Annotated in this window: 18 protein-coding genes and 1 pseudogene; 7 read left to right on the forward strand and 12 right to left on the reverse strand. The window is 68.3% G+C overall.

What is annotated here, in order from left to right; translation table 11 throughout:
- Window positions 1–3: 3 nt before the first annotated feature.
- From ACFPN9_RS00900 to ACFPN9_RS00910, 3 genes are all read right to left on the reverse strand, one after another.
- The gene (locus ACFPN9_RS00900) at window positions 4–828 is read right to left on the reverse strand and encodes an ABC transporter permease (RefSeq protein WP_066722251.1); all 825 of its coding nucleotides are present in this window, start codon (window positions 826–828) and stop codon (window positions 4–6) included.
- A 62-nt stretch (window positions 829–890) separates the two neighbouring features.
- Complete coding sequence (locus ACFPN9_RS00905; protein WP_066722043.1) at window positions 891–1,847, reverse strand: ABC transporter permease; 957 nt, start codon at window positions 1,845–1,847, stop codon at window positions 891–893.
- Window positions 1,848–1,898: 51 nt separating this feature from the next.
- Window positions 1,899–3,581 carry a peptide ABC transporter substrate-binding protein gene (locus ACFPN9_RS00910; RefSeq protein ID WP_066722040.1) on the reverse strand — a complete coding sequence of 561 codons (1,683 nt, stop codon included), beginning with the start codon at window positions 3,579–3,581 and terminating at the stop codon, window positions 1,899–1,901.
- Between the two features lie 231 nt (window positions 3,582–3,812).
- On the opposite strand from ACFPN9_RS00910, the gene ACFPN9_RS00915 reads away from it, so the two are divergent.
- From ACFPN9_RS00915 to ACFPN9_RS00935, 5 genes are all read left to right on the forward strand, one after another.
- Window positions 3,813–5,147, forward strand: a complete 1,335-nt coding sequence (locus tag ACFPN9_RS00915; RefSeq protein ID WP_066722038.1) for an NAD(P)/FAD-dependent oxidoreductase — start codon at window positions 3,813–3,815, stop codon at window positions 5,145–5,147.
- Between the two features lie 248 nt (window positions 5,148–5,395).
- The gene (locus ACFPN9_RS00920) at window positions 5,396–6,739 is read left to right on the forward strand and encodes an amidase (protein WP_066722036.1); all 1,344 of its coding nucleotides are present in this window, start codon (window positions 5,396–5,398) and stop codon (window positions 6,737–6,739) included.
- 71 nt (window positions 6,740–6,810) lie between these two features.
- Window positions 6,811–8,133 (forward strand): NAD(P)/FAD-dependent oxidoreductase, encoded by a 1,323-nt coding sequence (locus ACFPN9_RS00925; RefSeq protein WP_066722034.1) that lies wholly within the window; start codon window positions 6,811–6,813, stop codon window positions 8,131–8,133.
- A gap of 158 nt (window positions 8,134–8,291) precedes the next feature.
- Window positions 8,292–8,960, forward strand: coding sequence for a haloacid dehalogenase type II (locus tag ACFPN9_RS00930; RefSeq protein ID WP_066722032.1), 669 nt, complete (start codon window positions 8,292–8,294; stop codon window positions 8,958–8,960).
- A 4-nt stretch (window positions 8,961–8,964) separates the two neighbouring features.
- A complete protein-coding gene (locus ACFPN9_RS00935) occupies window positions 8,965–10,389 on the forward strand; it encodes an aldehyde dehydrogenase family protein (RefSeq protein WP_066722030.1) in 1,425 nt (474 codons plus the stop codon).
- A 203-nt stretch (window positions 10,390–10,592) separates the two neighbouring features.
- On the opposite strand, the gene ACFPN9_RS00940 is transcribed toward ACFPN9_RS00935, so the two are convergent.
- Window positions 10,593–11,870, reverse strand: coding sequence for an NAD(P)/FAD-dependent oxidoreductase (locus ACFPN9_RS00940; protein ID WP_066722028.1), 1,278 nt, complete (start codon window positions 11,868–11,870; stop codon window positions 10,593–10,595).
- A 238-nt stretch (window positions 11,871–12,108) separates the two neighbouring features.
- On the opposite strand from ACFPN9_RS00940, the gene ACFPN9_RS00945 reads away from it, so the two are divergent.
- Window positions 12,109–12,930 carry a GNAT family N-acetyltransferase gene (locus ACFPN9_RS00945; protein WP_066722027.1) on the forward strand — a complete coding sequence of 274 codons (822 nt, stop codon included), beginning with the start codon at window positions 12,109–12,111 and terminating at the stop codon, window positions 12,928–12,930.
- A gap of 18 nt (window positions 12,931–12,948) precedes the next feature.
- Here ACFPN9_RS00945 and ACFPN9_RS00950 read toward each other — a convergent pair whose 3' ends face one another.
- From ACFPN9_RS00950 to ACFPN9_RS00985, 8 genes are all read right to left on the reverse strand, one after another.
- Window positions 12,949–13,425, reverse strand: a complete 477-nt coding sequence (locus tag ACFPN9_RS00950) for an Lrp/AsnC family transcriptional regulator (RefSeq protein WP_197426652.1) — start codon at window positions 13,423–13,425, stop codon at window positions 12,949–12,951.
- A 118-nt stretch (window positions 13,426–13,543) separates the two neighbouring features.
- Window positions 13,544–14,938, reverse strand: a complete 1,395-nt coding sequence (locus ACFPN9_RS00955; protein ID WP_066722025.1) for an aminotransferase class III-fold pyridoxal phosphate-dependent enzyme — start codon at window positions 14,936–14,938, stop codon at window positions 13,544–13,546.
- 38 nt (window positions 14,939–14,976) lie between these two features.
- Window positions 14,977–15,411 carry a helix-turn-helix transcriptional regulator gene (locus ACFPN9_RS00960; protein WP_082735188.1) on the reverse strand — a complete coding sequence of 145 codons (435 nt, stop codon included), beginning with the start codon at window positions 15,409–15,411 and terminating at the stop codon, window positions 14,977–14,979.
- Between the two features lie 159 nt (window positions 15,412–15,570).
- Window positions 15,571–16,497, reverse strand: coding sequence for a 2-hydroxyacid dehydrogenase (locus ACFPN9_RS00965; RefSeq protein ID WP_066722023.1), 927 nt, complete (start codon window positions 16,495–16,497; stop codon window positions 15,571–15,573).
- Between the two features lie 10 nt (window positions 16,498–16,507).
- Entirely contained in the window at window positions 16,508–17,368 is an 861-nt protein-coding gene (locus tag ACFPN9_RS00970; protein WP_377814966.1) for a GNAT family N-acetyltransferase, read from the reverse strand.
- Window positions 17,368–18,087 (reverse strand): cupin domain-containing protein, encoded by a 720-nt coding sequence (locus ACFPN9_RS00975; protein WP_066722019.1) that lies wholly within the window; start codon window positions 18,085–18,087, stop codon window positions 17,368–17,370. Before ACFPN9_RS00975 ends, ACFPN9_RS00970 begins: the two co-directional genes overlap by 1 nt.
- Before the next feature lie 91 nt (window positions 18,088–18,178).
- Window positions 18,179–19,528 carry an oxygen-independent coproporphyrinogen III oxidase gene (gene hemN, locus ACFPN9_RS00980; protein ID WP_377814968.1) on the reverse strand — a complete coding sequence of 450 codons (1,350 nt, stop codon included), beginning with the start codon at window positions 19,526–19,528 and terminating at the stop codon, window positions 18,179–18,181.
- Window positions 19,529–19,631: 103 nt separating this feature from the next.
- On the reverse strand, window positions 19,632–20,387 hold the full coding sequence (locus tag ACFPN9_RS00985) for an SDR family NAD(P)-dependent oxidoreductase (RefSeq protein WP_066722012.1): 756 nt from the start codon (window positions 20,385–20,387) through the stop codon (window positions 19,632–19,634).
- 253 nt (window positions 20,388–20,640) lie between these two features.
- Here ACFPN9_RS00985 and ACFPN9_RS00990 point away from each other — a divergent pair.
- Window positions 20,641–20,936 (forward strand): annotated as a pseudogene (locus ACFPN9_RS00990) (transposase); the annotation flags it as partial.
- Between the last annotated feature and the right edge of the window lie 300 nt (window positions 20,937–21,236).

Consider the following 21,236-nt stretch of genomic DNA (forward strand, 5'->3'; position numbering starts at 1 on the left):
CCGTCACGGCAGGTCCATGCGCGGGTCGAGCGCGTCGCGCAGGCCGTCGCCGACGAAGTTGAAGCTCGTCACCGCCAGCGTGATCGCTGCGCCGGGAATGATCGCAAGCCAGGGCGCGCTCGTAAGGTAGCTCTGCGCGTTCTCCAGCATGTTGCCCCAGCTCGGCGTCGGCGGCTGGATGCCGTAGCCGAGGAAGGAGATGTAGCTCTCGGCCAGGATCGCATGAGCGACGTTCAGCGTCGCGGCGACCACGATCGGCGCGATCGCATTGGGCAGGAGCTCGCGCACCATGATGCGCATGTTGCTCGAACCCATGGCGACGGCGGCCTGCGCGAATTCCCGCGTCCGCAGGGAGCGGATCTGGGCTTCCACCACGCGCGCGACCTCCATCCAGGAGGTCATCGCGATCAGGATGACGATCGAGGGCACGGACGGCGAGATCAGCGCCGAGATCGCCAGCAGCAGGAAGATCGAGGGGAAGCAGAGCATCGCATCGACGAAGCGCATCAGCGCCGCCCCGATCACGCCCTCGTAGAAGCCGGCAGCGACGCCCACCGCGATGCCGATCCCCATCGCCAGCACCATCGCGCAGAACCCGACGGCGAGCGAGATCCGGCCCGCCATCAGCAGCCTCGCGAGAATGTCGCGGCCGAGCGGATCGGTGCCGAGAATGTGCGGCCCCGAGAAGGGCGGCGCGAAACGCTGCCGGATGTCGATGAAGGTATCGCTATAGGGCAGCAGCATCGGCCCGAAGACGCAGGCGAGCGTCATCAGGATGATCGTCACGGCGCCGAACACAGCGAGCTTGTGGCGCCGGAAGCGGCGCATGCCGCGGCTGTTCCAGAAGCCCTCCGCGCGGGCGGGCAGAGCGTCGAGCGTGGGATCGAGGCTCATCGGCCGCTCCTGGCGATACGGGGATCGGCGACACCGTAGAGGAGGTCCGCGAGCAGGCTGCCGAGCAGCACCATCACCGCCGTGAACATCAGGATGCCCATCACCACCGGATAGTCGCGGTAGCTGATCGAATCGAGGAAGAGCCGCCCCATGCCGGGCCAGGTGAACACCGTCTCGGTGACGAGCGCCCCCGAAAGCAGCGAGGGCACATGCAGCCCGGTGATCGTGATCATCGGCAGCAGCGCGTTGCGCAGCACATGCTGCAGCAGGATGCGCCGCTCCGGCACGCCCTTGGCCCGCGCCGTGCGGACGAAATCCTGGTTGATCACGTCCAGCATCGAGGAGCGCATGTAGCGGCTCCAGACCGCCGTCGAGACCAGCGCCAGCACGACACAGGGGCCGACCAGATGGTGCAGCCGGTTCAGGAAGGAGCCGTCGCCGATGGTGAAGCGGTTGCCGGAGGGCAACCAGCCGAGGCCGACCGAGAAGACGTAAATCACCACCAGGCCGAACCAGAAGGTCGGGATCGACAGCGCGATCATCGTGCCGATCGTGGCGACGCTGTCGAACAGCGAGTAGCGCTTCACGGCTCCGATGATGCCGATCCAGGCGCCGATCATCATCGCGAGCAGCGTCGAGGTCAGCATCAGCTCCAGCGTCGGCCCGAGATGGCCGGCGATGATGTGCAGCACCGGCTGCTGGTCGCGATAGGACAGGCCCCAGTCGCCGCGCAGCATGCGCCAGAGCCACTCGGCATACTGAACCGGCAGAGGCCGGTTCAGCCCGAGTTGCTCGATGATCCGGTCGAGATCCTCCTGGTTCATCTCGCCGCCGGCCGCGAATTGCGACAGCGGCCCGCCCGGAGCCAGATGCAGGATCGCGAAGCCGATCATCGAGACGATGAGCAGCAACAGGATCGCCTGCATCAGTCTTTGCAGAAGAAAGCCGCTCATGGCGCGCTCGGCTTCGCGGTAAAGGGATCCGGGCGGAGGCGCGTCATGGTCTCAGCGCGCCCAGTACCAGCTGCCCATGTTCCAGGTGTTCTGGCGGGCATTGACGTTGGGCTCGTAGCCGATCAGGCCTTCCTTGTAGCCCTCGACCGGGGCGTACTGGTAGATCGGCAGGATCGGCAGCTCCTCGCGGACGAGTTCCTGCAGCTTCCAGTAGATCGCCTTGCGCTTCTCCTGATCGAAGGTGGTCTGCCCCTCCTTCATCAGCGCATCGGCCTCGGCGTTCTGCCACTGCATCTGGTTGGCGCCGTTGCCGGACTTGGCCGGGATCGCATCCGAGCCGAAGCGATGCGCCGGATCGGGATCGATCACCGTCCGGAACGCGGTTCCGACGATCAGCGAGTCGAATTTGGATCGGGTGTAGAACTCGCCCCAGATCACCGCCGCCGGCATGTTGTTGATCGTCATCTTCACGCCGATCTGGGCCCAGTCCTGCATCATCAGCTGCTGGGTCTGCTCGCGCAGCGCCGCGCCCGTCGTGGTCGAGACGGCGAAGCTGAGCGGCACGCCGTCCTTCATGCGCGTACCGGAGCCGGACCGCTTCCAGCCGGCGTCGTCGAGGATCTTGTTGGCGAGCGCGAGATCGTAAGTCTGCTTGGGCAGGTTGGGGTTGTAGGCCCAGGAATCCTGCGGCGCGAAGGATTCGGTCGGAGTGTGCAGGCCGTAATAGATGATGTCGATGATCGCCTGCTTGTTGATCGAGGCGTAGAGCGCCTTGCGCACCGCCTTGTCCTTGAGCACCGGGTGTTCGAGGTTCGGCATCAGGATCTCGAGCGAGGCGCTCGGGATCTTGACGACTTTGCGGCCCGGCAGCTTCACCGCCTCGGCATAGAAATTGGCCGGAATGCCGGTGCCGATGATGAGATCGACCTGCCCGGTGCGGAACTGCGCGTAGAGCGCGGTCTGGTCAGGCACGTATTTGAGGACGGCGCGCTCCAGATAGGGGCCCTTGCCGTGGAATTTCTCGTTGGCGACGAGCTGGATGTTGTCGCCGGGCGTCCGCGTACCCCATTTGAACGGGCCGGTGCCGACGGGGGCGGCATTGTAGGGCGCCGTGTTGGGGTCGGCCGCCTTCTCGAGCAGGTGCTTGGGCACGATATAGGTGTTAGAGAGCAGCGCCAGATAGGGCGCATAGGCCTTCTCCATCCGCCAGGAGATCTCCAGCGGCCCGTTGACCTTGATGTCCTTGACGAAGGCGTGGCCGACGCGGGTGCGGCTCTTGAAGCCCGGCGCCACGATCAATTCGAGCGTGTATTTGACGTCCTCGGCGGTGAAGGGCGTGCCGTCATGCCAGGTCACGCCCTCGCGCAGCTTCACCTTCCAGGCCAGGCCGCCCTCAGAAATGCCGCCATTGGCCTCGCTGGGGATCTCGACGGCGAGGTCGGGGATCAGATTGCCCTTGGGATCGGCGACCCAGAGCGTGTTGAAGATCTGCATCCAGACCGTCTCGTCGACCTCGATGCCCGGCATCAGCGGGTTGAAGGCGGTCGGCTCCTGCAAGAGACCGACGACAACCTGGCCGGTGGGCTTGGACGGCGGCGGCGGTGCGGCCTTGGTCTGGGCGCGGGCGCTGCCCAGGCCGGAAGCCGCGAGCAGGCCGCCGGCACCGAGCGCGAGCACATCGCGCCGGTGGATAGCGGGCATGGGCAGGGAGTGGCCGTCGGCGATCTTGGTCATGGTGAACCCCTCGTTGTGAGTGACGCGCCTGCTTCTGCGGCAGGTCATCGCGGCGGCGGCTTGCCCGCCCTGCTCTGAGGCTAAAGGGACGGCCGCGACATCCAACGCCGATCGTCCGCGGCAGGTGCACAGAATCTGCCGTTTGCCGGCATGCCTTTGGCATAGGCTTCTGTCGGGATGCGGTGCTATCGAGGCCCCGTTTCCGGTTTCTGCCGAAGGATCGCCGCAGCCATGTCGCCCCCGGTCACCCGCATCCACAGCGACGAGACGCTGCCCGCCCAAGCCGACGTCGTGGTCATCGGCGGCGGCGTCGCCGGCATCACCACCGCCTATCATCTCGCGAAGAAGGGCCACTCCGTCGCCGTGGTCGAGAAGGGCTATGTCGCCGGCGAGCAGTCGAGCCGGAACTGGGGCTGGTGCCGCCAGCAGAACCGCGACCTGCGCGAACTCCCCCTCGCCCAGCGCGCGCTCGAAATGTGGAAGGGCATGAACGAGGAGCTCGGCGCCGAGACCGGCTTCCGCCACACCGGCCTCGTCTATGTCACGACCAAGCCGTCCGACCTCGCCGCCTGGTCCGGCTGGATCGACAAGGCCCGCGAGATGCAGATGCACAGCCGCGTCCTCTCTGCCGCCGAGGCGAAGGAGATGTCGCCGGGCTCGACCGAGAACTGGATCGGCGGCGTCCATTCGCCGAGCGACGGCAAGGCCGAGCCTGCGCTCGCCGTGCCCGCCTTCGCCGAAGCCGCACGCCGGCTCGGCGTCACCATCCATCAGGACTGCGCGGCGCGCGGCCTCGAAACCTCGGCCGGCCGTGTCTCCGCCGTCGTGACGGAAAAGGGCACGATCAGGACGAGCAGCGTGCTCGTCGCCGGCGGCGTCTGGACCTCGATGTTCTGCCGGCATCACGGCATCGACATGCCGCTCGCGGGCGTCCAGTCGACGTCGATGTTCACCGCGCCGATTTCCGGCCCGCCGATCACCGAGGGAGGCATCTCGACGCCGGACGTCACCTTCCGCCGCCGACTCGACGGCGGCTACACCATCGGCATCAGCGGCCGCGGTCTGCTGAGGCTCAGCCCGCAGGGCATGATGTACGCCAGGCCGTTCTGGCGGACCTTCAAGAAGCGCCACAAGCTCCTGACCATCACCGCGGACAAGACCTTCTTCGCCGGTCCCGAGGCGCTGATGCGCTGGAGCAATGACAGCGTCTCCCCCTTCGAGCGGATGCGGACCTTCGATCCGCCGCCGCAGGAGAAGCTGATCAGCTTCGCGCTGAAGCGCATCGCCGAGATCTATCCGCAACTCGCCGATGTGAAGATCGCACATAAATATGGCGGCTTGATCGACTTCACGCCCGACTGGGTGCCGGTGATCTCCCCGATCGACAAGCTGCCCGGCCTCTATGTCTCGGCCGGCTTCAGCGGCCACGGCTTCGGCGTCGGGCCGGCGGCGGGCAAGCTCGCGGCCGACCTCATCACCGGCGACGCTCCCATCGTCGATCCCCACCCCTACCGCTACAGCCGCCTCGTCGACGGCACCGATCTGGGCGAACCCGGGCTGATGTGAGCGGGTGGTTGACTCTTCGCCTCAATCGCCTCCCGTTTCACCCGACGTCATCCCGGACAAGCCGCGACAGCGGCGCCGATCCGGGATCCATGCCGGAGCGCTTCCGAGGAAGGTTCAGGCATGGATCCCGGGTCTCCGCTTCGCTGCGCCCGGGATGACGGCGAGGGTGTGAGGACCGCCGGCGCGACATGGATTTCGCCGGCGCGCGGCGGTAAGCCGGACGCCTGACTGCATCGGGAGAGACGATCATGCTGCGGACCGTGCAAGGCTGCGCCGAAGCGCTGGCGAGCGGCGCCACCACGGCGCGCGCCCTGGTCGAGAACTGCCTGGCGGCGATCGCCGATCCGGCAGGCGAAGGTGCCCGCACCTTCATCTCCATTTCAGCCGAAGCCGCTCGTACCGCAGCCGATGCCCATGACGCCCTGCGCCGCGCCGGGCGCGCGCCCTCGCCCTATGCCGGCATCCCCTTCGCGGTGAAGGACCTGTTCGACATCGCGGGCGAGGTCACGATGGCGGGCTCGCGCGCGCTCGCCGACGCCGCACCCGCCAGGGCCCACGCCCCGACGATCGCGCGCATGCTGGCGGCCGGCTTCATTCCCGTCGGCCGCACCAACATGACCGAATTTGCCTATTCCGGCATCGGCGCCAACCCGCATTACGGCACGCCGCTCAGCCCCTGGGACCGCGCCGCTGCCCGCATCCCCGGCGGCTCCTCCTCCGGCTCGGCGGTGGCGGTCGCGGACGGCATGTCGGTGGTCGCGCTCGGCAGCGACACCGGCGGCTCCTGCCGCATCCCCGCCGCGCTCTGCGGCATCGTCGGCTACAAGCCGACCGCGCGGCGCGTGCCGCTCGACGGCGTCGTGCCGCTCTCGGGCAGCCTCGATTCGCTCGGGCCGCTCGGCGCCAGCGTCGCCTGCTGTGCCATCGTCGATGCGGTCCTCGCCGGAGAGACCCCTGCGCTGCCGAAGGCGCGCCCGCTTGCGGGCCTGCGCCTCGCCATTCCCCGCGAGATCATGCGCGACGGCATGGACGCAACCGTCGCTGCCGCCTTCGAGCGCGCGGTCGCGTCGCTGACGGCGCAGGGCGCCCGGATCACGGAGGTCTCGTTCTCGCCGTTGCTCGACATCGCTCCCGCGATGAGCCGCGGCGGCTTCACCGGGCCAGAATCCTATGACTGGCATCGCGATCTGCTCGCCGCCAAGGGCGATCTCTACGATCCGCGCGTCCGCAGCCGCATCGAGGCCGGCGCCGCGATGACCGCCGCCGACTATGTCGCCCTGACCGCGGCACGCCGTCGCATCATTGCGGCGATGGACGCGCTGACCGCCCCCTTTGACGCCCTGCTGATGCCGACCTGCCCGATCGTGGCGCCGCGTATCGCGGAACTGGCCGAGGACGCGGAGTATTACCGCCTCAACGCGCTCCTGCTGCGCAATCCGAGCCTCGGCAACTTCCTCGACCGCTGCGCCATCAGCCTGCCCTGCAACCGCCCTGGCGAGGCCCCGGTCGGGCTGATGCTGATGGGAGAAACTGGCGGCGACGCGTCGCTCTTTGCGGTCGCGGCCGCCGTCGAGGCAGCATTGGCCGCCTGACGCGAAAATGATCCAAGGCAGCGGCGCCAAACGCCGCTAGTGGTCCGGCCTGGATCCGCCGGAGACCTGCCATGAGCCCCACGATCAAGCCCATCGCCAGCGACGCCGCCCTGCCCGCTCAGGCCGATGTCGTCGTCATCGGCGGCGGCATTGTCGGTGCGGCAGCCGCCTATTTCCTGGCGAAGCGCGGCCGCTCGGTGGCCCTCGTCGAGAAGGGCGTCGTCGGCGGCGAGCAGTCCAGCCGCAACTGGGGCTGGTGCCGCCAGCAGAACCGCGACGCCCGCGAACTCCCGCTTGCGATCCGCTCCATGGAGTTGTGGGACGATTTCGCCACCGAGATCGGCGAGGATCCGGGCTTCCGCCGCTGCGGGCTCGTCTACACCAGCAACGACGCCGCGCAGATCGCGCAATGGGAGCGCTGGCGCGAGACGGCCCGGCAGTTCGGCGTCGAGACGCGCATGCTGACCGGGTCGGAGGCTTCCGCCATGACGGCAGGCACCGGCCGCACCTGGCTCGGCGGCGTGCATTCGGTGACCGACGGCAAGGCCGAACCGGCGCTCGCCGCGCCGGTTCTGGCGCTCGGCGCCCGCCAGCATGGCGCGACCATCCATCAGGGCTGCGCCGCGCGCGGGCTCGACGTGACCAATGGCGCCGTCACCGGCGTCGTCACCGAAAAGGGCACGATCCGCACCCAGTCGGTCATCCTCTCCGGCGGCGCCTGGGCCTCGGGCTTCTGCCGCCATCACGGCGTCGTCTTCCCGCAGGCGAGCGTGCGCGTCACCAGCCTGCGCACGGAAGTGGCGCCGGCCTGGCTCGAGGCCTTCTACACGCCCGAAATCGCCCTCACGCGCCGCCTCGACGGCAGCTACACCATCGCCATCAGCGGCAAGGGCACGCTCGAGCTAACGCCGCAGGGCATCCGCTTCGCCCGCCAGTTCATGCCCATGTTCGTCAAGCGGCTGAAGGCGGTCGAGTTCGGGATCGGCTCCTCCTTCTTCAACGGGCCCGAGGCGCTGAACCGCTGGTCGCTCGACCAGGAGACGCCCTTCGAGCGCATCCGCGTGCTCGACCCCGCGCCCAGCCAGAAAGCCATCGCCACGCTGCTGGAACGCGCCCATGCGCTGGTCCCGGCACTGCGCGCCGTCCCCGTTCGGGAGAGCTGGGGCAGCTACATCGATTCCACGCCCGATGCCGTCCCGGTGATCTCGCCGACCGTGAGGCTGAAGGGCCTCGTCCTGGCCGCCGGCCTCAGCGGCCATGGCTTCGGGCTCGGCCCCGGCGCCGGCCATCTCGCCGCCGATCTCGCCACCGGCGATACCCCGATTGTCGACCCCCGCCCCTTCCGCCATGCCCGCCTGCTCGACGGCTCGCAGGGCGAGGTCGGCGAGTTCTGAGGCGCCGGCTGTCAGCGTGGCAATCCATGCTGCCGCGGCCGAACTGATCGGCAGAATCTTGGGCCGCCGGCCCGCAAATCCACGCCCGCCCCCGCTCCCCGACGCTAGTCTCGGCTCATCGGCGGCGATGTCCGCCTTTTCCAGAGAGCGAGCGGACCATGACCACCTGGCGGCCGAAATTCATCACCTTCGACTGCTACGGCACCCTGATCTATTTCGAGATGGGTCCCGCGGCGCGGCGGGTCTACGGCTCGCGCCTGTCCCCGGCGCAGATGGACGCCTTCGTCGAGGATTTCAGCAGCTATCGCCTCGACGAGGTGCTCGGCCCCTGGAAGCCCTATCAGGACGTCGTCCGCAACGCCGTCGCGCGCACCTGCAAGCTGCACGGCTTCGCTTATGATCCGGCCGACGCCCAGAAGATCATCGACGAGATCCCGACCTGGGGCCCCCATCCCGACGTACCGGCCGGCCTCGCCAAGGTCGCGACGGAAATCCCCCTCGTCATTCTCTCGAACTCGATGACGGACCTGATCCCGCATTCCGTCGCGAAGCTCGGCGCGCCCTTCCATGCCGCCTACACGGCGCAGGAGGCCCAGGCTTACAAACCCCGCATGCAGGCCTTCGAATACATGTTCGACCAGCTCGGCTGCGGCCCGCAGGACGTGATGCACTGCTCGTCCAGCTTCCGCTACGACCAGATGACCGCCTGTGACATGAAGATCGCTGCCCGCGTTTTCGTCAATCGCGGCCACGAGCCAGCGAACCCCTATTACAGCACGCATGAGATCAAGGACATCGGCGGCCTCCCCGGCCTCGTCGGGCTCTGACCCGATGAGCGATTTCGCGCCGGATTCGGTCGCCTTCGCGACCGGCCACTATATCGGCGGCGAGGTCGTCCAGGCGGGCGAGCGGATCGACGTCGCTCGCCCCTCGGACGGGGCGGCTTACGCCGATCTGCCGATCGCCGACGCCGACATCGTCGATCGCGCCGTCGCCAGTGCCACAAAGGCGGTCGCGGCGAGCGGCTGGGCGTCGCAGCCGCCGCGCGAGCGCGCCCGCGCCCTGCGCCGCTGGGCCGATCTGATCGAGGAGCGCGCGGTCGAACTTGGCCGGCTCGAGGCGCTGGGTTCGACCCGGCCGATCGCCCAGGCCGTCACTGGCGACGTCGCCAGCGTCGCGGAAGGCATCCGTTTCTTCTCTGAGTGGGCCGACAAGCTCGGCGGCGAGGTCGCGGCGACCCGTCATGACAACCTCGGGATGATCGTCTCGGAGCCTTACGGCGTCGTCGGCGCGATCACGCCCTGGAACTTCCCGCTCAGCATGGCGTCCTGGAAGGTCGGCCCGGCGCTCGCCGCCGGCAATGCCATCGTGCTGAAGCCCTCAGAGCTGACCCCGTTCTCGACCGTGCGGCTGGCGGAACTCGCCGTCGAGGCCGGCATCCCCGCCGGCATCTTCAACGTCGTGCAGGGCAATGGCGTCGTCACCGGCGATGCGCTTTCGCGCCATCCGGGTATCGCCAAGCTCTCCTTCACCGGCTCGACCCGCACCGGCATCGCCGTGATGAAGGCCGCCGCCGAAACCGGAATCAAGCCGGTGACGCTGGAGCTCGGCGGCAAGAGCCCGCAACTCGTCTTCGCCGATGCCGATCTCGACAGGGCCGCCGCCTGCATCGCCGGCTCCCTGCTTGCCAATGCCGGCCAGGCCTGCGTCGCCGGCTCGCGGCTGATCGTCCAGCGCCCGGTTATGGAAGAACTGGTTGCACGGCTGAAGGCGCGGCTCGCCACGGTCGCGCCGGGCCCGACCTGGAAGGCCGCGACGAGCTATGCGCCGATCATCTCGGAGACGCAGGCGAGGCGCATCGACGACATCCTCGAACGCAGCCGCCTGCAGGGCGCGGAATGCCTGCTCGGCGGGACGCGCATCGAGGGCCATGGCGGCGCTTTCTACCAGCCGACGCTGCTTGCAGGCGTGACGGCGCAGACGGCGGCGGTCCGCGAGGAGATATTCGGCCCGGTGCTGACGATCCAGGCCTTCGACGACGAGGCGGAGGGGCTGAGCCTCGCCGACCATCCCGAATACGGGCTCGCGGCCGGCGTCTACACCGCCGATCTCGGCCGCGGCCTGCGCGCCATGCGCGCTCTGAAGGCCGGCACAGTCTGGATCAACCGCTACAGCCGCACGCTCGACTTCATCCTGCCGACCGGCGGCTACAAGAGTTCCGGCATCGGCAAGGACCTCGGCCGCCAGGCGGTCTAGGCCAATCTGCGCCACAAGACGGTGCTGATCGACATCGGCGGCTGAGCCGGCGTCCACTCCTGTGCAGCCCTCATCCTGAGGAGCCGCGCAGCGGCGTCTCGAAGGATGGTCCAGAGGGTTCGCGAGCCTCCTGAATCATCCTTCGAGACGCGGGCTTTTCGCCCGCTCCTCAGGATGAGAGCTGAGGGCCGGCAGGATCCGCCTCAGTGCCGCCAGTCCTGATAGCGGTAATACATCCCGACGAAGGGCAGGAACCAGGGCGGGCCGAAATGGCCTGGCACCACCGGCCAGTCGAGCCCGGCGAGCGGGTTGGCCGCGGTTTCCCCGCCCATCACCCGGGCCATGATCTGCCCCATATGCACCGACATCTGCGTGCCGTGGCCGCTATAGCCGGTCGCGTAGAACACACCGTCGCGCTCGCCGGCGCGCGGCAGCCGGTCGGCGGTCATGTCGACCAATCCGCCCCAGCAATAGTCGATCCGCGTCTGCGCAAGCTGCGGGAACAGCTCGAGCATCCGCGCCTTCAGGATGGCACCGCTCTTGGCGTCCGAGGACGGGCTCGACAGGGCGAAGCGCGCCCGCCCGCCGAAGATCAGGCGGTTGTCGGGCGTCAGCCGGAAGTAGTTGCCGATGTTCATCGTCGTCGTCGCGGTCCGGCGCGTCGGCATGATCGACGCCGCGAGATTGTCCGAGAGCGGCTCGGTCGCGATGATGAAGCTGCCGACGGGCACGATCCGGCGGCGCAGCCAGGCGAAGGGCCCCTGCCGCGAGGCACCCGTCGCCAGAAGCACCTGTTTGGCTTCCAGCGTGCCGCGCGTCGTGACGACGCGGTGCGCCTGCCCGGCGATCCGCTGCAGCCCCGTCACCGCGGCGCCTTCATAAATCTGCGCCCCCGCCCGTGCGGCGGCCTCCGCGAGACCGACGCCGAAGCGGCCCATATGCATGTGCGCGCTGCGCGGGAAGACGAGCCCGCCATGGAAGCCCGAGGACCCAATCTCGCTCCGGACATCGCCCGGTGCGACGACCTCGAGATCGGGCTCGACGGTGGCCTTGAGCAGTTCGGCGCTCTTCTGCAGCTTGGCGAAATGCCCCGGCTTCGCCGCGAGCTTGATCTTGCCGGTGCGGGTGAAGTCGCAGTCGATCGCCTCCTCCTTCACCAACGCCTCGACCGTGTCGACGCCGTCGTCGAAGACGCGATAGAGCGCGCTCGCCCGCTCGATGCCGATCTGCGCCGCCAGCCCGCCGAGATCATGCGCGAGGCCATTGTTGCAGTGTCCGCCATTGCGGCCCGAGGCCTCGCCGACGACGCGCCCGGCCTCCAGCACGGCCACGCGCGCGCCGGTCTTCGCCAGGCTGCGCGCGGCCGAGAGGCCAGTGAAGCCACCCCCGATCACCGCGACATCGACTTGGCCCTCGACCGGCTCCGTCGAGCCTGAGGTGAAGCGCGGCGCGGAGGCCAGCCAATAGGGTTCGAGCTTCATCGCGGATCGGCCTCGATCGGGAACAGGGCCCAGCCGACACCCGCGCGCAGGCGCGACGGGCCGCCGCGGCGGGGCGGAGAACACACAGCTTGCACGAGCCTAACCTGCTGTATTGTATGAATTATGCTATTCCCGCGCGGTGCCGCAGGCCCTATGATCGGGGACTTCCCGTGAGGCACAGGCCTTGGCTTACAGAACGGCAAAACGCCGGCTTGGCTACGAGATCGCCATCCGGCCGATGGCGGAGTCCGATCTCGACCAGCTGCATCAGCTGTCGATCGGCGTCGGCTGGCCGCATCGCCCCGAGGACTGGCGCCTCGTCATCGGGCTCGGCCACGGCATCGTCGCCTGCGACGCGATCGGCCGGGTGCTGGGCTCGGCGATGTGGTGGCCCTTCGGCGAGCGCTTCGCAACCGTCGGCATGGTGATCACCTCACCGCGCCTGCAGGCGCAAGGCGCCGGTCGCGAGCTGATGGAGATGATCTTCGCGCAGACAGGCACGCGGGACCTCCGCCTCAACTCGACCAAGGCCGGTTACAGGCTCTACCGCTCGCTCGGCTTCGAGCCGATCGGCCGCATCTTCCAGCATCAGGGCAAGGCTCTGCCGCCGTCTGACCCGGTCGCCGCCCCACCCGGCCTGCGCCCGGTATTCCCCGGCGATCTCGACGCGCTCGTCGCGCTGGATTCGAGCGCCTATGGTGCCGACCGCCGCCCTGCGCTGACCGCGCTGCTCCCGGTCTCGGCCGGCACGCTGATGGAACGCGAGGGCGAGGTCGTCGGCTTCGCGCTCTGCCGTCCCTTCGGCCGCGGCCATGTCGTCGGCCCCATCGTGGCGGAGGATGACGCGATGGCGATCGCCCTGTTCAGCCAGCATGCGCAGGCTCACCAAGGGGATTTCCTGCGCGTCGACACCGCCCAGGAACAGGGCGCCTTCGGCGCCTTCCTGGAATCCTGCGGTCTGACGATCTTCGACACGGTCACCCCGATGATCCGCGGAAGGGCCCACGGACCGGACAGCGCCGCGCGCATCTATGGGCTGGTCAACCAGGCGCTGGGCTGAAAGCGAACGCCGAGAGGGTCAAACGTCGAAGAGCACCGGCAGCGGATAACCCGGTTTCTGGATCGGCGACTTGATCACGACATAGCTGAAATACTTCGAGATGCCGATGTTGCGGTCGAGCAGGGTCTCGATCAGCGACTGGTAATGCGTCAGCCCGCGGGTGACGAACTTGACGAGATAGTCGTATCCGCCACTGACCATGTGGCACTCCACCACTTCGTCGACGCGGCGCAGCGCGGTCTCGAAGCGGATGAAATACTCCTTGGTATGGTCGGCCAAGGTGACTTCGGTGAAGACGGTGATCGTTTCACCGAGCTTCGCCAGGTTGATCGTGGCGCCATAGCCGGAGATGAACCCCGCCTGCTCGAGCCGCTTCACCCGCAGCAGGCAAGGGCTCGGCGACAGGCCGACAGCATCGGCCAGATTGACGTTGGTGATCCGGCTGTTGTTCTGCAGCTCGATCAGGATCTTCATGTCGATGCGGTCGAGCCGCACGCCCGGTGTCACGACGAAACCTCACCCCATCCCCGGCGCGCAGGTCCTTTTGGAGCCGCCACCGTCGCGACAACCTAGACTGTCGGCGCCCCCCGGGCCAAGCAGGGATCGTGCCGCCTCAGGCCGCCTTCGCGGGCGCCATGGCGGCCTGGACCTCGGCCAACGCCAGCATGTCGTCCAGCGTCTGGCGCAGGCGCGAGACGATCAGGTCGATCTCGCTCTCGCTGCAGCAGAGCGGCGGGGCGAGCCCGATGATGTCGTCGGCAAAGGCACGGAAGATCACGCCGTTTGCATAGCCGCGAGCGAAGAGATGGTCGGCCAGCTTGACGCTGCGCGGCAGCTTTTCCTTGCTGACCTTGTCGGCCACGAGCTCGATGCCGGCGAGCAGCCCGCGCGCCCTGACTTCGCCGACCAGCGCATGGTCGGCCAAAGTGGCGAGCTTCCTTTCGAAATAGGCGCCGACGCGCTGGCCATTGGCCAGGATTCCGCCTTCGTCATAGAGCCGGAGCACTTCGAGCGCGACCGCGGCGGAAACCGGATGGCCGGAATAGGTCTGGCCATGGCCGACCGGGCCGCCCTCCGGGGCATTGTCCTTGATGCCGCGGTAGATCTTTTCGCCGATCGCCAGCGCGCCCAGCGGCGCGTAGCCCGAGGTCAGCCCCTTCGCCATCGTTATCAGATCGGGCACGACCCCTTCCGCCTCGCAGGCGAACATCGGCCCCGTCCGGCCGAAGCCGGTGATGACCTCGTCGGCGAGAAACAGGATGTCGAGCTCGGCGGCCGTGTCGCGCATGGCCTTGAGCCAGCCCTTCGGCGGCACGATCACGCCGCCTGAGCCGACCACCGGTTCGCAGAAGAAGGCGGCGACATTCTCCGCGCCCAGTTCCGCCACCTTGGCCCGCAGCGAGCCGACGCTGGCCGCGATCACCGAAGCGTCGTCGGAGCCGGTCGGATTGCGATAGGCGTAGGGCGCGGCGACATAGTGCCGGACATGCGCCGGGAAGTCGAAATTCGCATGGAAGGCCGGCAGCGCCGTGACGCCTGCACCCGTCGAGCTCGAGCCGTGATAGCCGCGCTCCAGCGAGAGGATCGCCTTCTTCGTCGGCCGGCCGGTGACGTTGTAGTAGAACTGGATCAGCCGCAGCGCGCCGTCGATCGCGTCCGAGCCGCCGAGCGAGAAATAGATGTGGTTGAGGTCGCCGGGCAGGAGCTCCGCGAGCTTGGCGGCGAGCCGGATCGCGGGCTCGCTGCCGAAGGAGAAATAGCCCGTCGCATAGGGCAGCTCGCGCATCTGCGCGGCGGCGGCCTCGACGATGCTCTCATGCCCGTAGCCGACATTCACGCACCACAGCCCCGCGAAGCCGTCGATCAGCTCATGCCCTTCCGAATCCGTGATGAAGGCGCCCTTGGCCGACTTCATGATGGTGACGCCGCGCTTCTCGTGGCCGGCCCAGTTGGCGACGGGGTGGACCCAGTGAAGGCGATCGAGCGCTTCGAGCGAGTTGACGGTCATGGCGGGCTCCTGCAACGGATCGGCGTGGGGTCGGTGGATCAGGCGGCGCTCTGCAGCGGCGGCCGGGCATCGGCCTCGCGCCGGGGCAGTCCGCCCATCTCGCGCAGATAGCGGCCCGGCGTCATCCCGCAGATATTCTTGAAATGGCGCGAGAAATGGCTCTGGTCGAAGAACCCGGCCTCCGAGGCTGCCAGCGCCATCGGCACCCCGTCACGCAGCAGCCGCTTGGCGTATCCGATCCGGCGATGGCAGATGAAGCGATGCGGCGTCAGCCCGACCTGGCGTCGGAACACCGTCACGAAGCGGCAGACGCTTAGGCCCGCCAGGGCGGCCAGATCCTCGAGATAGATCGCGTCGGTGAAGTGGCGCTCGATATGGCTCAGCGCCCGCCGGATGCCCTGGCTGGCAGGCAGGGATGACGGCGTCGTCCCGCTTTCCTGCAGGACGGGATTGACCGGAGCTGGCTCGTGCATGGACCTCTTCGACCTCCGCGCGGATGCTGTGTCCATCCTGGCAGAAGGTTAGGACAGGCCCGGGCGGCGTCGGCACGGCCTTGGGCACCCGTCATGATACGACCTGCCCAATTCGCAGCCCGCCGCGGCAGATCATGCTTTGCCTTGGGGCAGGCCCTGTCAGTAGCCGCGTTTGCGGTCGACGGCGCCCAGCAACGGCTCGCCCGCCTTGTGACGGCGCAGATTTTCGAGCACGAGGTCCACGGCCGTCTCCGGCTGGGTCATGCTGGCGACATGCGGCGTCAACAGCACGCGCGGATGGCTCCAGAGGGGGTGGCCCGGCGTCAGCGGCTCGGGTGTGCAGACGTCCAGCACCGCGGCCGAGATCTGCCCGCTCTCGAGCGCCGCCAGCAGCGCCTCCTGGTCGAGATGCCCACCGCGGCCGACATTGACCAGCCGCGCGCCGTTCGGCAACTGCGCGAAGAGTTCGGCGCCGAGCATGCCGCGCGTCTCCTCCGTCAGCGGCAGCAGGCAGACGAGGATGTCGGTCCGGCCCAGGAAATCCGGCAGGCTCTCCGTCCCGGCAAAACAGGTTACGCCCTCGATCTCGCGCCCGGAGCGGCTCCACCCCGCGACCTGGAAGCCGAGCGTCCGCAGCATCCGGCAGCAGGCCTCGCCGAGCATGCCGAGGCCGAGCACGCCGACCCGCCGGGTCGAAGCGGGACGCACGCGGATCTGCTGCCAGATCTCGGCGCGCTGCTGGCCGACGTAGTCGATCAGGTCGCGATGCAGTCCGAGCACGGCCATCGAGACATATTCGACCATGCCGTCGACGATGCCGGTCTCGATCATGCGCGCCACCGGCAGGTTCGGCGGCAGCTTCGACAAATCGAGATGATCGACGCCCGCCCCCGACGACATCAGCAATTCGAGATTGGGGAAGCGCTCGGCCAGATCGTCCGGCGGCATCCAGGCGACGAAGTAGCGGATCTCCGCCGGATCGCCGATATCGGGCCAGATCCGGAAGGACAGCTCCGGCGCCTTCTCGGCCAGGATCTTCGCCCATTCGGCGCCGCGGACCGGATCCGACTTGTAGAGGAGTGCCATCGTCGTCCCTTCAGCCCAGTGCCTGGCTGGCGAGTGTGTAGCGCTGGAACGGACCCGAGGCCCGAGGCAGCCTGCCGCGCACCATGCTGTTGACGCCGTCGACCGGCTTGAGGCCAGCCGCGGTCAACATCGCGCCGAGCGGGGAGCCGTCCTCGATATCGGCCCGCACGAACTGCCCCTGCCGCCCCTGCAAGCCGTGAGCCAGCAGCGTCTGCGCATCCGTCAGATCAGCCGCCACCACCGGCCCGATCACGAGCCCCCGGCCGAAGCGGCGCAGCAGCGCGAACCCGGCCGCCTCGCCGCCGCGCATCAGGACGGTGCCCTCGCCCGCCTCGAGCACCGCCCGCAGCAGCGGCCCGCGCGGCAGGCCCGTGGCCGCCTGATCCAGCTGCTCCAGAACCGGCAGATCGGCCAAACCAGCTGGGCGCACCGCCGCGCCACCAGCGAGAACGGGCACCGGAACCGTCGTGACCTCGCCGTGAAACTGTCGGATCGCCCCGCAGACGACGAAACCGAGCTTCTCGTAGAGCGGCTGGCCGGCGACGGTGGCGTTCAGCAGGAGCGAACGCCCCTCCGCCTGCGCGAACAGCGCCTGCATCAGCTGGCGGCCAATCCCGGCGCCCTGATGCTCCGGCGAGACGATGATCATGCCGAGCGTGGCGTGGTGTTCGCCATAGGGCCACCACAGCGCCGTCGCCACGACCTCCTCACCGAGCGTCGCTACGACGCCCCGCCCGAGCCCGATCGCCATCTCCCAATCCTCGGGCCGGTGCGGCCAACCGACGGCACGCGCGAGGCCCGCACAGATGGCGGCGTCGGCCGGCGCGATGTCGCGCAGGACGGCCGCGTCCCGGATCAGCGTGTCGCCCATCAGCCGACAGTCTCCTGCACGACATAAACCTTCGCCACATGAACGCGGCTGGTCCAGGCACAGGGCGCGCCCTGCGGCACGAAGACGGTCTCGCCTTTCGCCACGGTGACGACGGTGCCGTCCGCCATGGTGAGATCGACAGCCCCTTCCAGGATGTGCATCAGCTCGGCCAGACGGTGCGGACGCGAGATCCGGGCATAGGGCGTCGAGTCCCACAGGCCGGCGCGCAGCTGCACGGCCTCGTCGGTGAAGACATTGTGGCTGCGGCATTGCGGCGACGGGCCGAGCAGGACCTCCGGCGCCGGCGGCGTCGAGGGCGACAGCGGCAGATCCCGGGTGATCAGCGTGGCGCCCGGCATCGCGCTGGTGCCGGCCGTCTGCGCGTGGAAGGCGAAGAAAGTGCCCGGCGCCGCCTCGATCCGAAGCTTTGTGCCGCGCCCGATCACCACCGCCGCGTGAGCGCCGACGGTGAGCGCAGAGGCGCCCGCGACCGACAGCGTCAGTTCGCCCGCCAGCACCACCAGCGTCTCGGTATGCGGGAAGGCGGCGACATCGACGGTGCCCGAAAAAGCGCATCTGCCGGCAGCCGCAGCCTCCGACCGCCAAGCGATCTCGCGGCCCGCCGCGAAGGGATCGGCCGGACCGAGCCCCTGGCCCGGGGCGGAGGCGGGCGGCGCGGACGTCGCGCGGTGGAGCATCACGAGGGCGGGCGTCGTCATGGGCGGGGCGGTCCGTCGCTGTCGTTTCGGAGCGTCCAGCCGCTAAGGCAATCCGTCGCCGCGGGATTGCACTATCTTTTCGATCCCGGTCTCACACGGCGCGGCTGTAGCGTCGCGCCGGCTGGTCGATATGCGCGTCGAAGGCCGAGGCGACCTTGCGCACCAGAAGCCGCGCCCGCTCCGGCATGCGGATGACGGTACCGTCCTGATCCACCATCCCGTCCTGAACCAGCGGCGCGAGCCGGGCGAGCGACGGCGCCAACTGCTCCGGATCGGCGCCATGTCGCGCACAGACCGCCTCGACATCGACCGAAAGGTCGCACATCAGCCGCTCGATCAGATCCGCTCGCAGCCGGTCGTCGTCGCTGAGCCGGTAGCCGCGCACCGTCGCCAGCCCACCCTCACGGATGCGCTCGCCATAGCGGCCGGTCACGACCTCGTTCTGGACATAGCCCTGCGGCAGCCGCCCGATGGCGGAGGCGCCGAAGCCGATCAGCGCCTCGCAGCCATCGGTGGTGTAGCCCTGGAAATTGCGGCGCAGCTGCCCGCTGCCGAGAGCTTGCGCCATCTCGTCGTCCGGCTTCGCGAAATGGTCGAGCCCGATGCGGACATAGCCGGCATCGACGAGGCGCTGCGCCATTGCCTCCGCCTGCTCATGCCTGGCGCCGCCGTCGGGCAGGTCCGCCAGAACGATCCGTTGCTGATGCTTCTTGAAGTCCGGCACATGGGCGTAGCCGAAGATCGAAAAGCGGTCCGGCTCCATCGCAAGACACTGGTTCACCGTCTCGATGCAGGAGGCCGTGCTCTGCCGCGGCAGCCCGTAGATCAGGTCGAGATTGATCCCGCCGATGCCGGCCTCGCGCAACTGCGTGATCACGGCTGCGGTCTGACCGGCACCCTGGACGCGATTGATCGCGCGCTGGACCTCGGGATCGAAACTCTGCACGCCGAGGCTGGCGCGGTTGACCCCAGCCTCGCGCAGTGCCTCGATCATCGCCGGCGCGAGATGGCGCGGGTCAATCTCGACCGCGATCTCGGCGTCTCGGTGCAGCGCGAAACGGTCGCGCAGCAGCGCGACGAGGGCGACGAAATCCGCTGGCGCCAGGATGGTCGGCGTGCCGCCGCCGAAATGAACATGGCGGACGTCGAGCGGCGTGGTGAGACGCGCCGCGACCGCCTCGATCTCTTGCCGCAGGACCTCCAGATAGGCGCCGATCGGCGGGTCGCGCAGCGCCACCGTGGTGTGGCAGCCGCAATACCAGCACATCGACCGGCAAAAAGGGATGTGCAGATAGAGCGAGCCCTTGGTGTCGGGCGAAAGCCCACCGAGCCAGTCGCCGTAGCAAGCGCCGTCGACATCCGCGGCGAAATGCGGCGCCGTCGGATAGCTCGTGTAGCGCGGCAGGCGTTCGTCGAGATAGCTCGTCCCAGGCGCTTGCACGGCCGTTTCCCCCTGCGCCGGTCGACCGGCTTGACGGAAAATCATAGACGGGCGGCTGCGTCCGTCTTTGCGCTAGAGCAAGTCGCGCTCTCCCGCCCGAGGCTCAGACCAGACCGCCATCGACATGCAGCGTCTGCCCCGTGATGTAGGAGGCTTCCGTCGAGGCGAGGAAGGCGATTGCGGCGGCGACCTCTTCCGGCAATCCACGCCGCCCCATCGGGATGATCGCTTCCATCCGCGCGATCGCCTCGGCCGCGAGCTTGCTGCCCCGGCCCTCATCCTTGCGGATCAGCCCGGGCGCGACCGCATTCACCGTGATGGCGTCCGGCGCCAGCTCATGCGCCATCAGCCCCACGGTCGTCTCGAGCGCGGCGCGGCTGGCGGCGGTGGCGGCGAAGGGCTGCATATCGGTGCGCAGCGCATGGGCGGTGAAGGAGGAGGTCGCGACGATGCGCCCGCTGCCGCCGGTCTTCAGCAGAGGTCGCGCCAGCCGGGCCAGCCGCAGCAGCGCGACGACCGAATCCTCGACGGCTCCCCGCAGCTCCGCCTCGGCCAGATCCATGATGCCGCCCTTGCGGGCATGGCCCGCGACGGCCGCGATGGCATCCAGACGACCGAAGCGCTCATCGGCCAGCGCCACCGCGCGCTCGGCCGTGACAGCCTCGGCGATGTCGCCCAGCAGAGTGGCGACGACGGCGCCCGCCGCCCCCGCCGCGGCCGCGACCGCGGCCAGCCCGGCCGCGTTAGAGCCCGTATGCAGCACGAGCCCGACGCCGGGCCCAGCCAGCCGCAGCGCGGTCGCTCGCCCGATGCCGCTGGCGGCGCCGGTGACGAGATGGACGCGTTCGCAGGACATCATCGACGGAGAACCCTGCGCTGCGGTCGAAGCCCGGTGCGCCGTTGGGAGAGGCATGGTGGGGCAAGGAGGACAAATGTGCGAACACATATGTTATTGAAATCTTAGCATAAATTGAAACTGCCCCAAACACGTCGGGACGACGCTGCCATGGCAGCTCGCCAATCCATGAGGTTGATGCTCTGGCGTGACAGGCTGGCCTGCTGCCGGTTTCGTGGACGCCGAGATTGGGTGTTCATGAAGCCGGAGGTGGCAGATGCAGCGAAGACGATTTGGGCGTGAGTTCAAGATCGAGGCGGTTCGCCTGATCAAGGATCGCGGTGTGAGCGTCGCGCAGGCGTCTCGGGACTTGGATGTCCACGAGAACGTGCTGCGCAAATGGGTGAAGGAGTTTGCCGCCGATCCGGCGCAGGCCTTTCCCGGACCTGGTCAGTTGAAGCCCGAGCAGCTCGAGATCGAGCGGCTGCGGCGTGAGGTGACCAAGCTCAAGGCGGAGCGCGATATCCTAAAAAAGGCCGCAGCCTACTTCGCGAGGGAAGCGCTATGAGGTTCTACAATACGATCCGCAGACACTCGACCATCGGCTATCTCAGCCCGGCCGAGTTCGAAAAGAAGGTGGAATTAGCTTAACTAACCGTCCACAGAACCGGCAACAGGCCAAACAGGCTGTCGCGGATTACGACCAGGCCATTCGGCTTAACCTAAAGTCGATTCTCGCTTACCTGAATCGAGGGCTACTCTACTTAAGCAAAAAGGTCGTGTCCCATAGCGTGGTGTAGCTGACGGTGGTCACCGGCGATTGCCGGTTAGGTTTGGGTTGTGAACGCCAACCCTGAACCGAGAGATCCCCGA

The organism is Allobosea massiliensis, assembly GCF_042655245.1.
Classification (GTDB): Bacteria; Pseudomonadota; Alphaproteobacteria; order Rhizobiales; family Beijerinckiaceae; genus Allobosea; species Allobosea massiliensis.

What these genes read in the sequence shown, in the direction of transcription:
- ACFPN9_RS00985 (WP_066722012.1), bottom strand. Translation starts at nt 20,387, where the DNA reads ATGATGTCCTGCGAACGCGTCCATCTCGTCACCGGCGCCGCCAGCGGC.
- ACFPN9_RS00960 (WP_082735188.1), bottom strand. Translation starts at nt 15,411, where the DNA reads ATGCACGAGCCAGCTCCGGTCAATCCCGTCCTGCAGGAAAGCGGGACG.
- ACFPN9_RS00925 (WP_066722034.1), top strand. Translation starts at nt 6,811, where the DNA reads ATGAGCCCCACGATCAAGCCCATCGCCAGCGACGCCGCCCTGCCCGCT.
- ACFPN9_RS00970 (WP_377814966.1), bottom strand. Translation starts at nt 17,368, where the DNA reads ATGGGCGACACGCTGATCCGGGACGCGGCCGTCCTGCGCGACATCGCG.
- ACFPN9_RS00965 (WP_066722023.1), bottom strand. Translation starts at nt 16,497, where the DNA reads ATGGCACTCCTCTACAAGTCGGATCCGGTCCGCGGCGCCGAATGGGCG.
- ACFPN9_RS00945 (WP_066722027.1), top strand. Translation starts at nt 12,109, where the DNA reads ATGGCGGAGTCCGATCTCGACCAGCTGCATCAGCTGTCGATCGGCGTC.
- ACFPN9_RS00930 (WP_066722032.1), top strand. Translation starts at nt 8,292, where the DNA reads ATGACCACCTGGCGGCCGAAATTCATCACCTTCGACTGCTACGGCACC.
- ACFPN9_RS00915 (WP_066722038.1), top strand. Translation starts at nt 3,813, where the DNA reads ATGTCGCCCCCGGTCACCCGCATCCACAGCGACGAGACGCTGCCCGCC.
- ACFPN9_RS00940 (WP_066722028.1), bottom strand. Translation starts at nt 11,870, where the DNA reads ATGAAGCTCGAACCCTATTGGCTGGCCTCCGCGCCGCGCTTCACCTCA.
- ACFPN9_RS00935 (WP_066722030.1), top strand. Translation starts at nt 8,965, where the DNA reads ATGAGCGATTTCGCGCCGGATTCGGTCGCCTTCGCGACCGGCCACTAT.
- ACFPN9_RS00975 (WP_066722019.1), bottom strand. Translation starts at nt 18,087, where the DNA reads ATGACGACGCCCGCCCTCGTGATGCTCCACCGCGCGACGTCCGCGCCG.
- ACFPN9_RS00920 (WP_066722036.1), top strand. Translation starts at nt 5,396, where the DNA reads ATGCTGCGGACCGTGCAAGGCTGCGCCGAAGCGCTGGCGAGCGGCGCC.
- ACFPN9_RS00905 (WP_066722043.1), bottom strand. Translation starts at nt 1,847, where the DNA reads ATGAGCGGCTTTCTTCTGCAAAGACTGATGCAGGCGATCCTGTTGCTG.
- ACFPN9_RS00910 (WP_066722040.1), bottom strand. Translation starts at nt 3,581, where the DNA reads ATGACCAAGATCGCCGACGGCCACTCCCTGCCCATGCCCGCTATCCAC.
- ACFPN9_RS00955 (WP_066722025.1), bottom strand. Translation starts at nt 14,938, where the DNA reads ATGACCGTCAACTCGCTCGAAGCGCTCGATCGCCTTCACTGGGTCCAC.
- ACFPN9_RS00900 (WP_066722251.1), bottom strand. Translation starts at nt 828, where the DNA reads ATGCGCCGCTTCCGGCGCCACAAGCTCGCTGTGTTCGGCGCCGTGACG.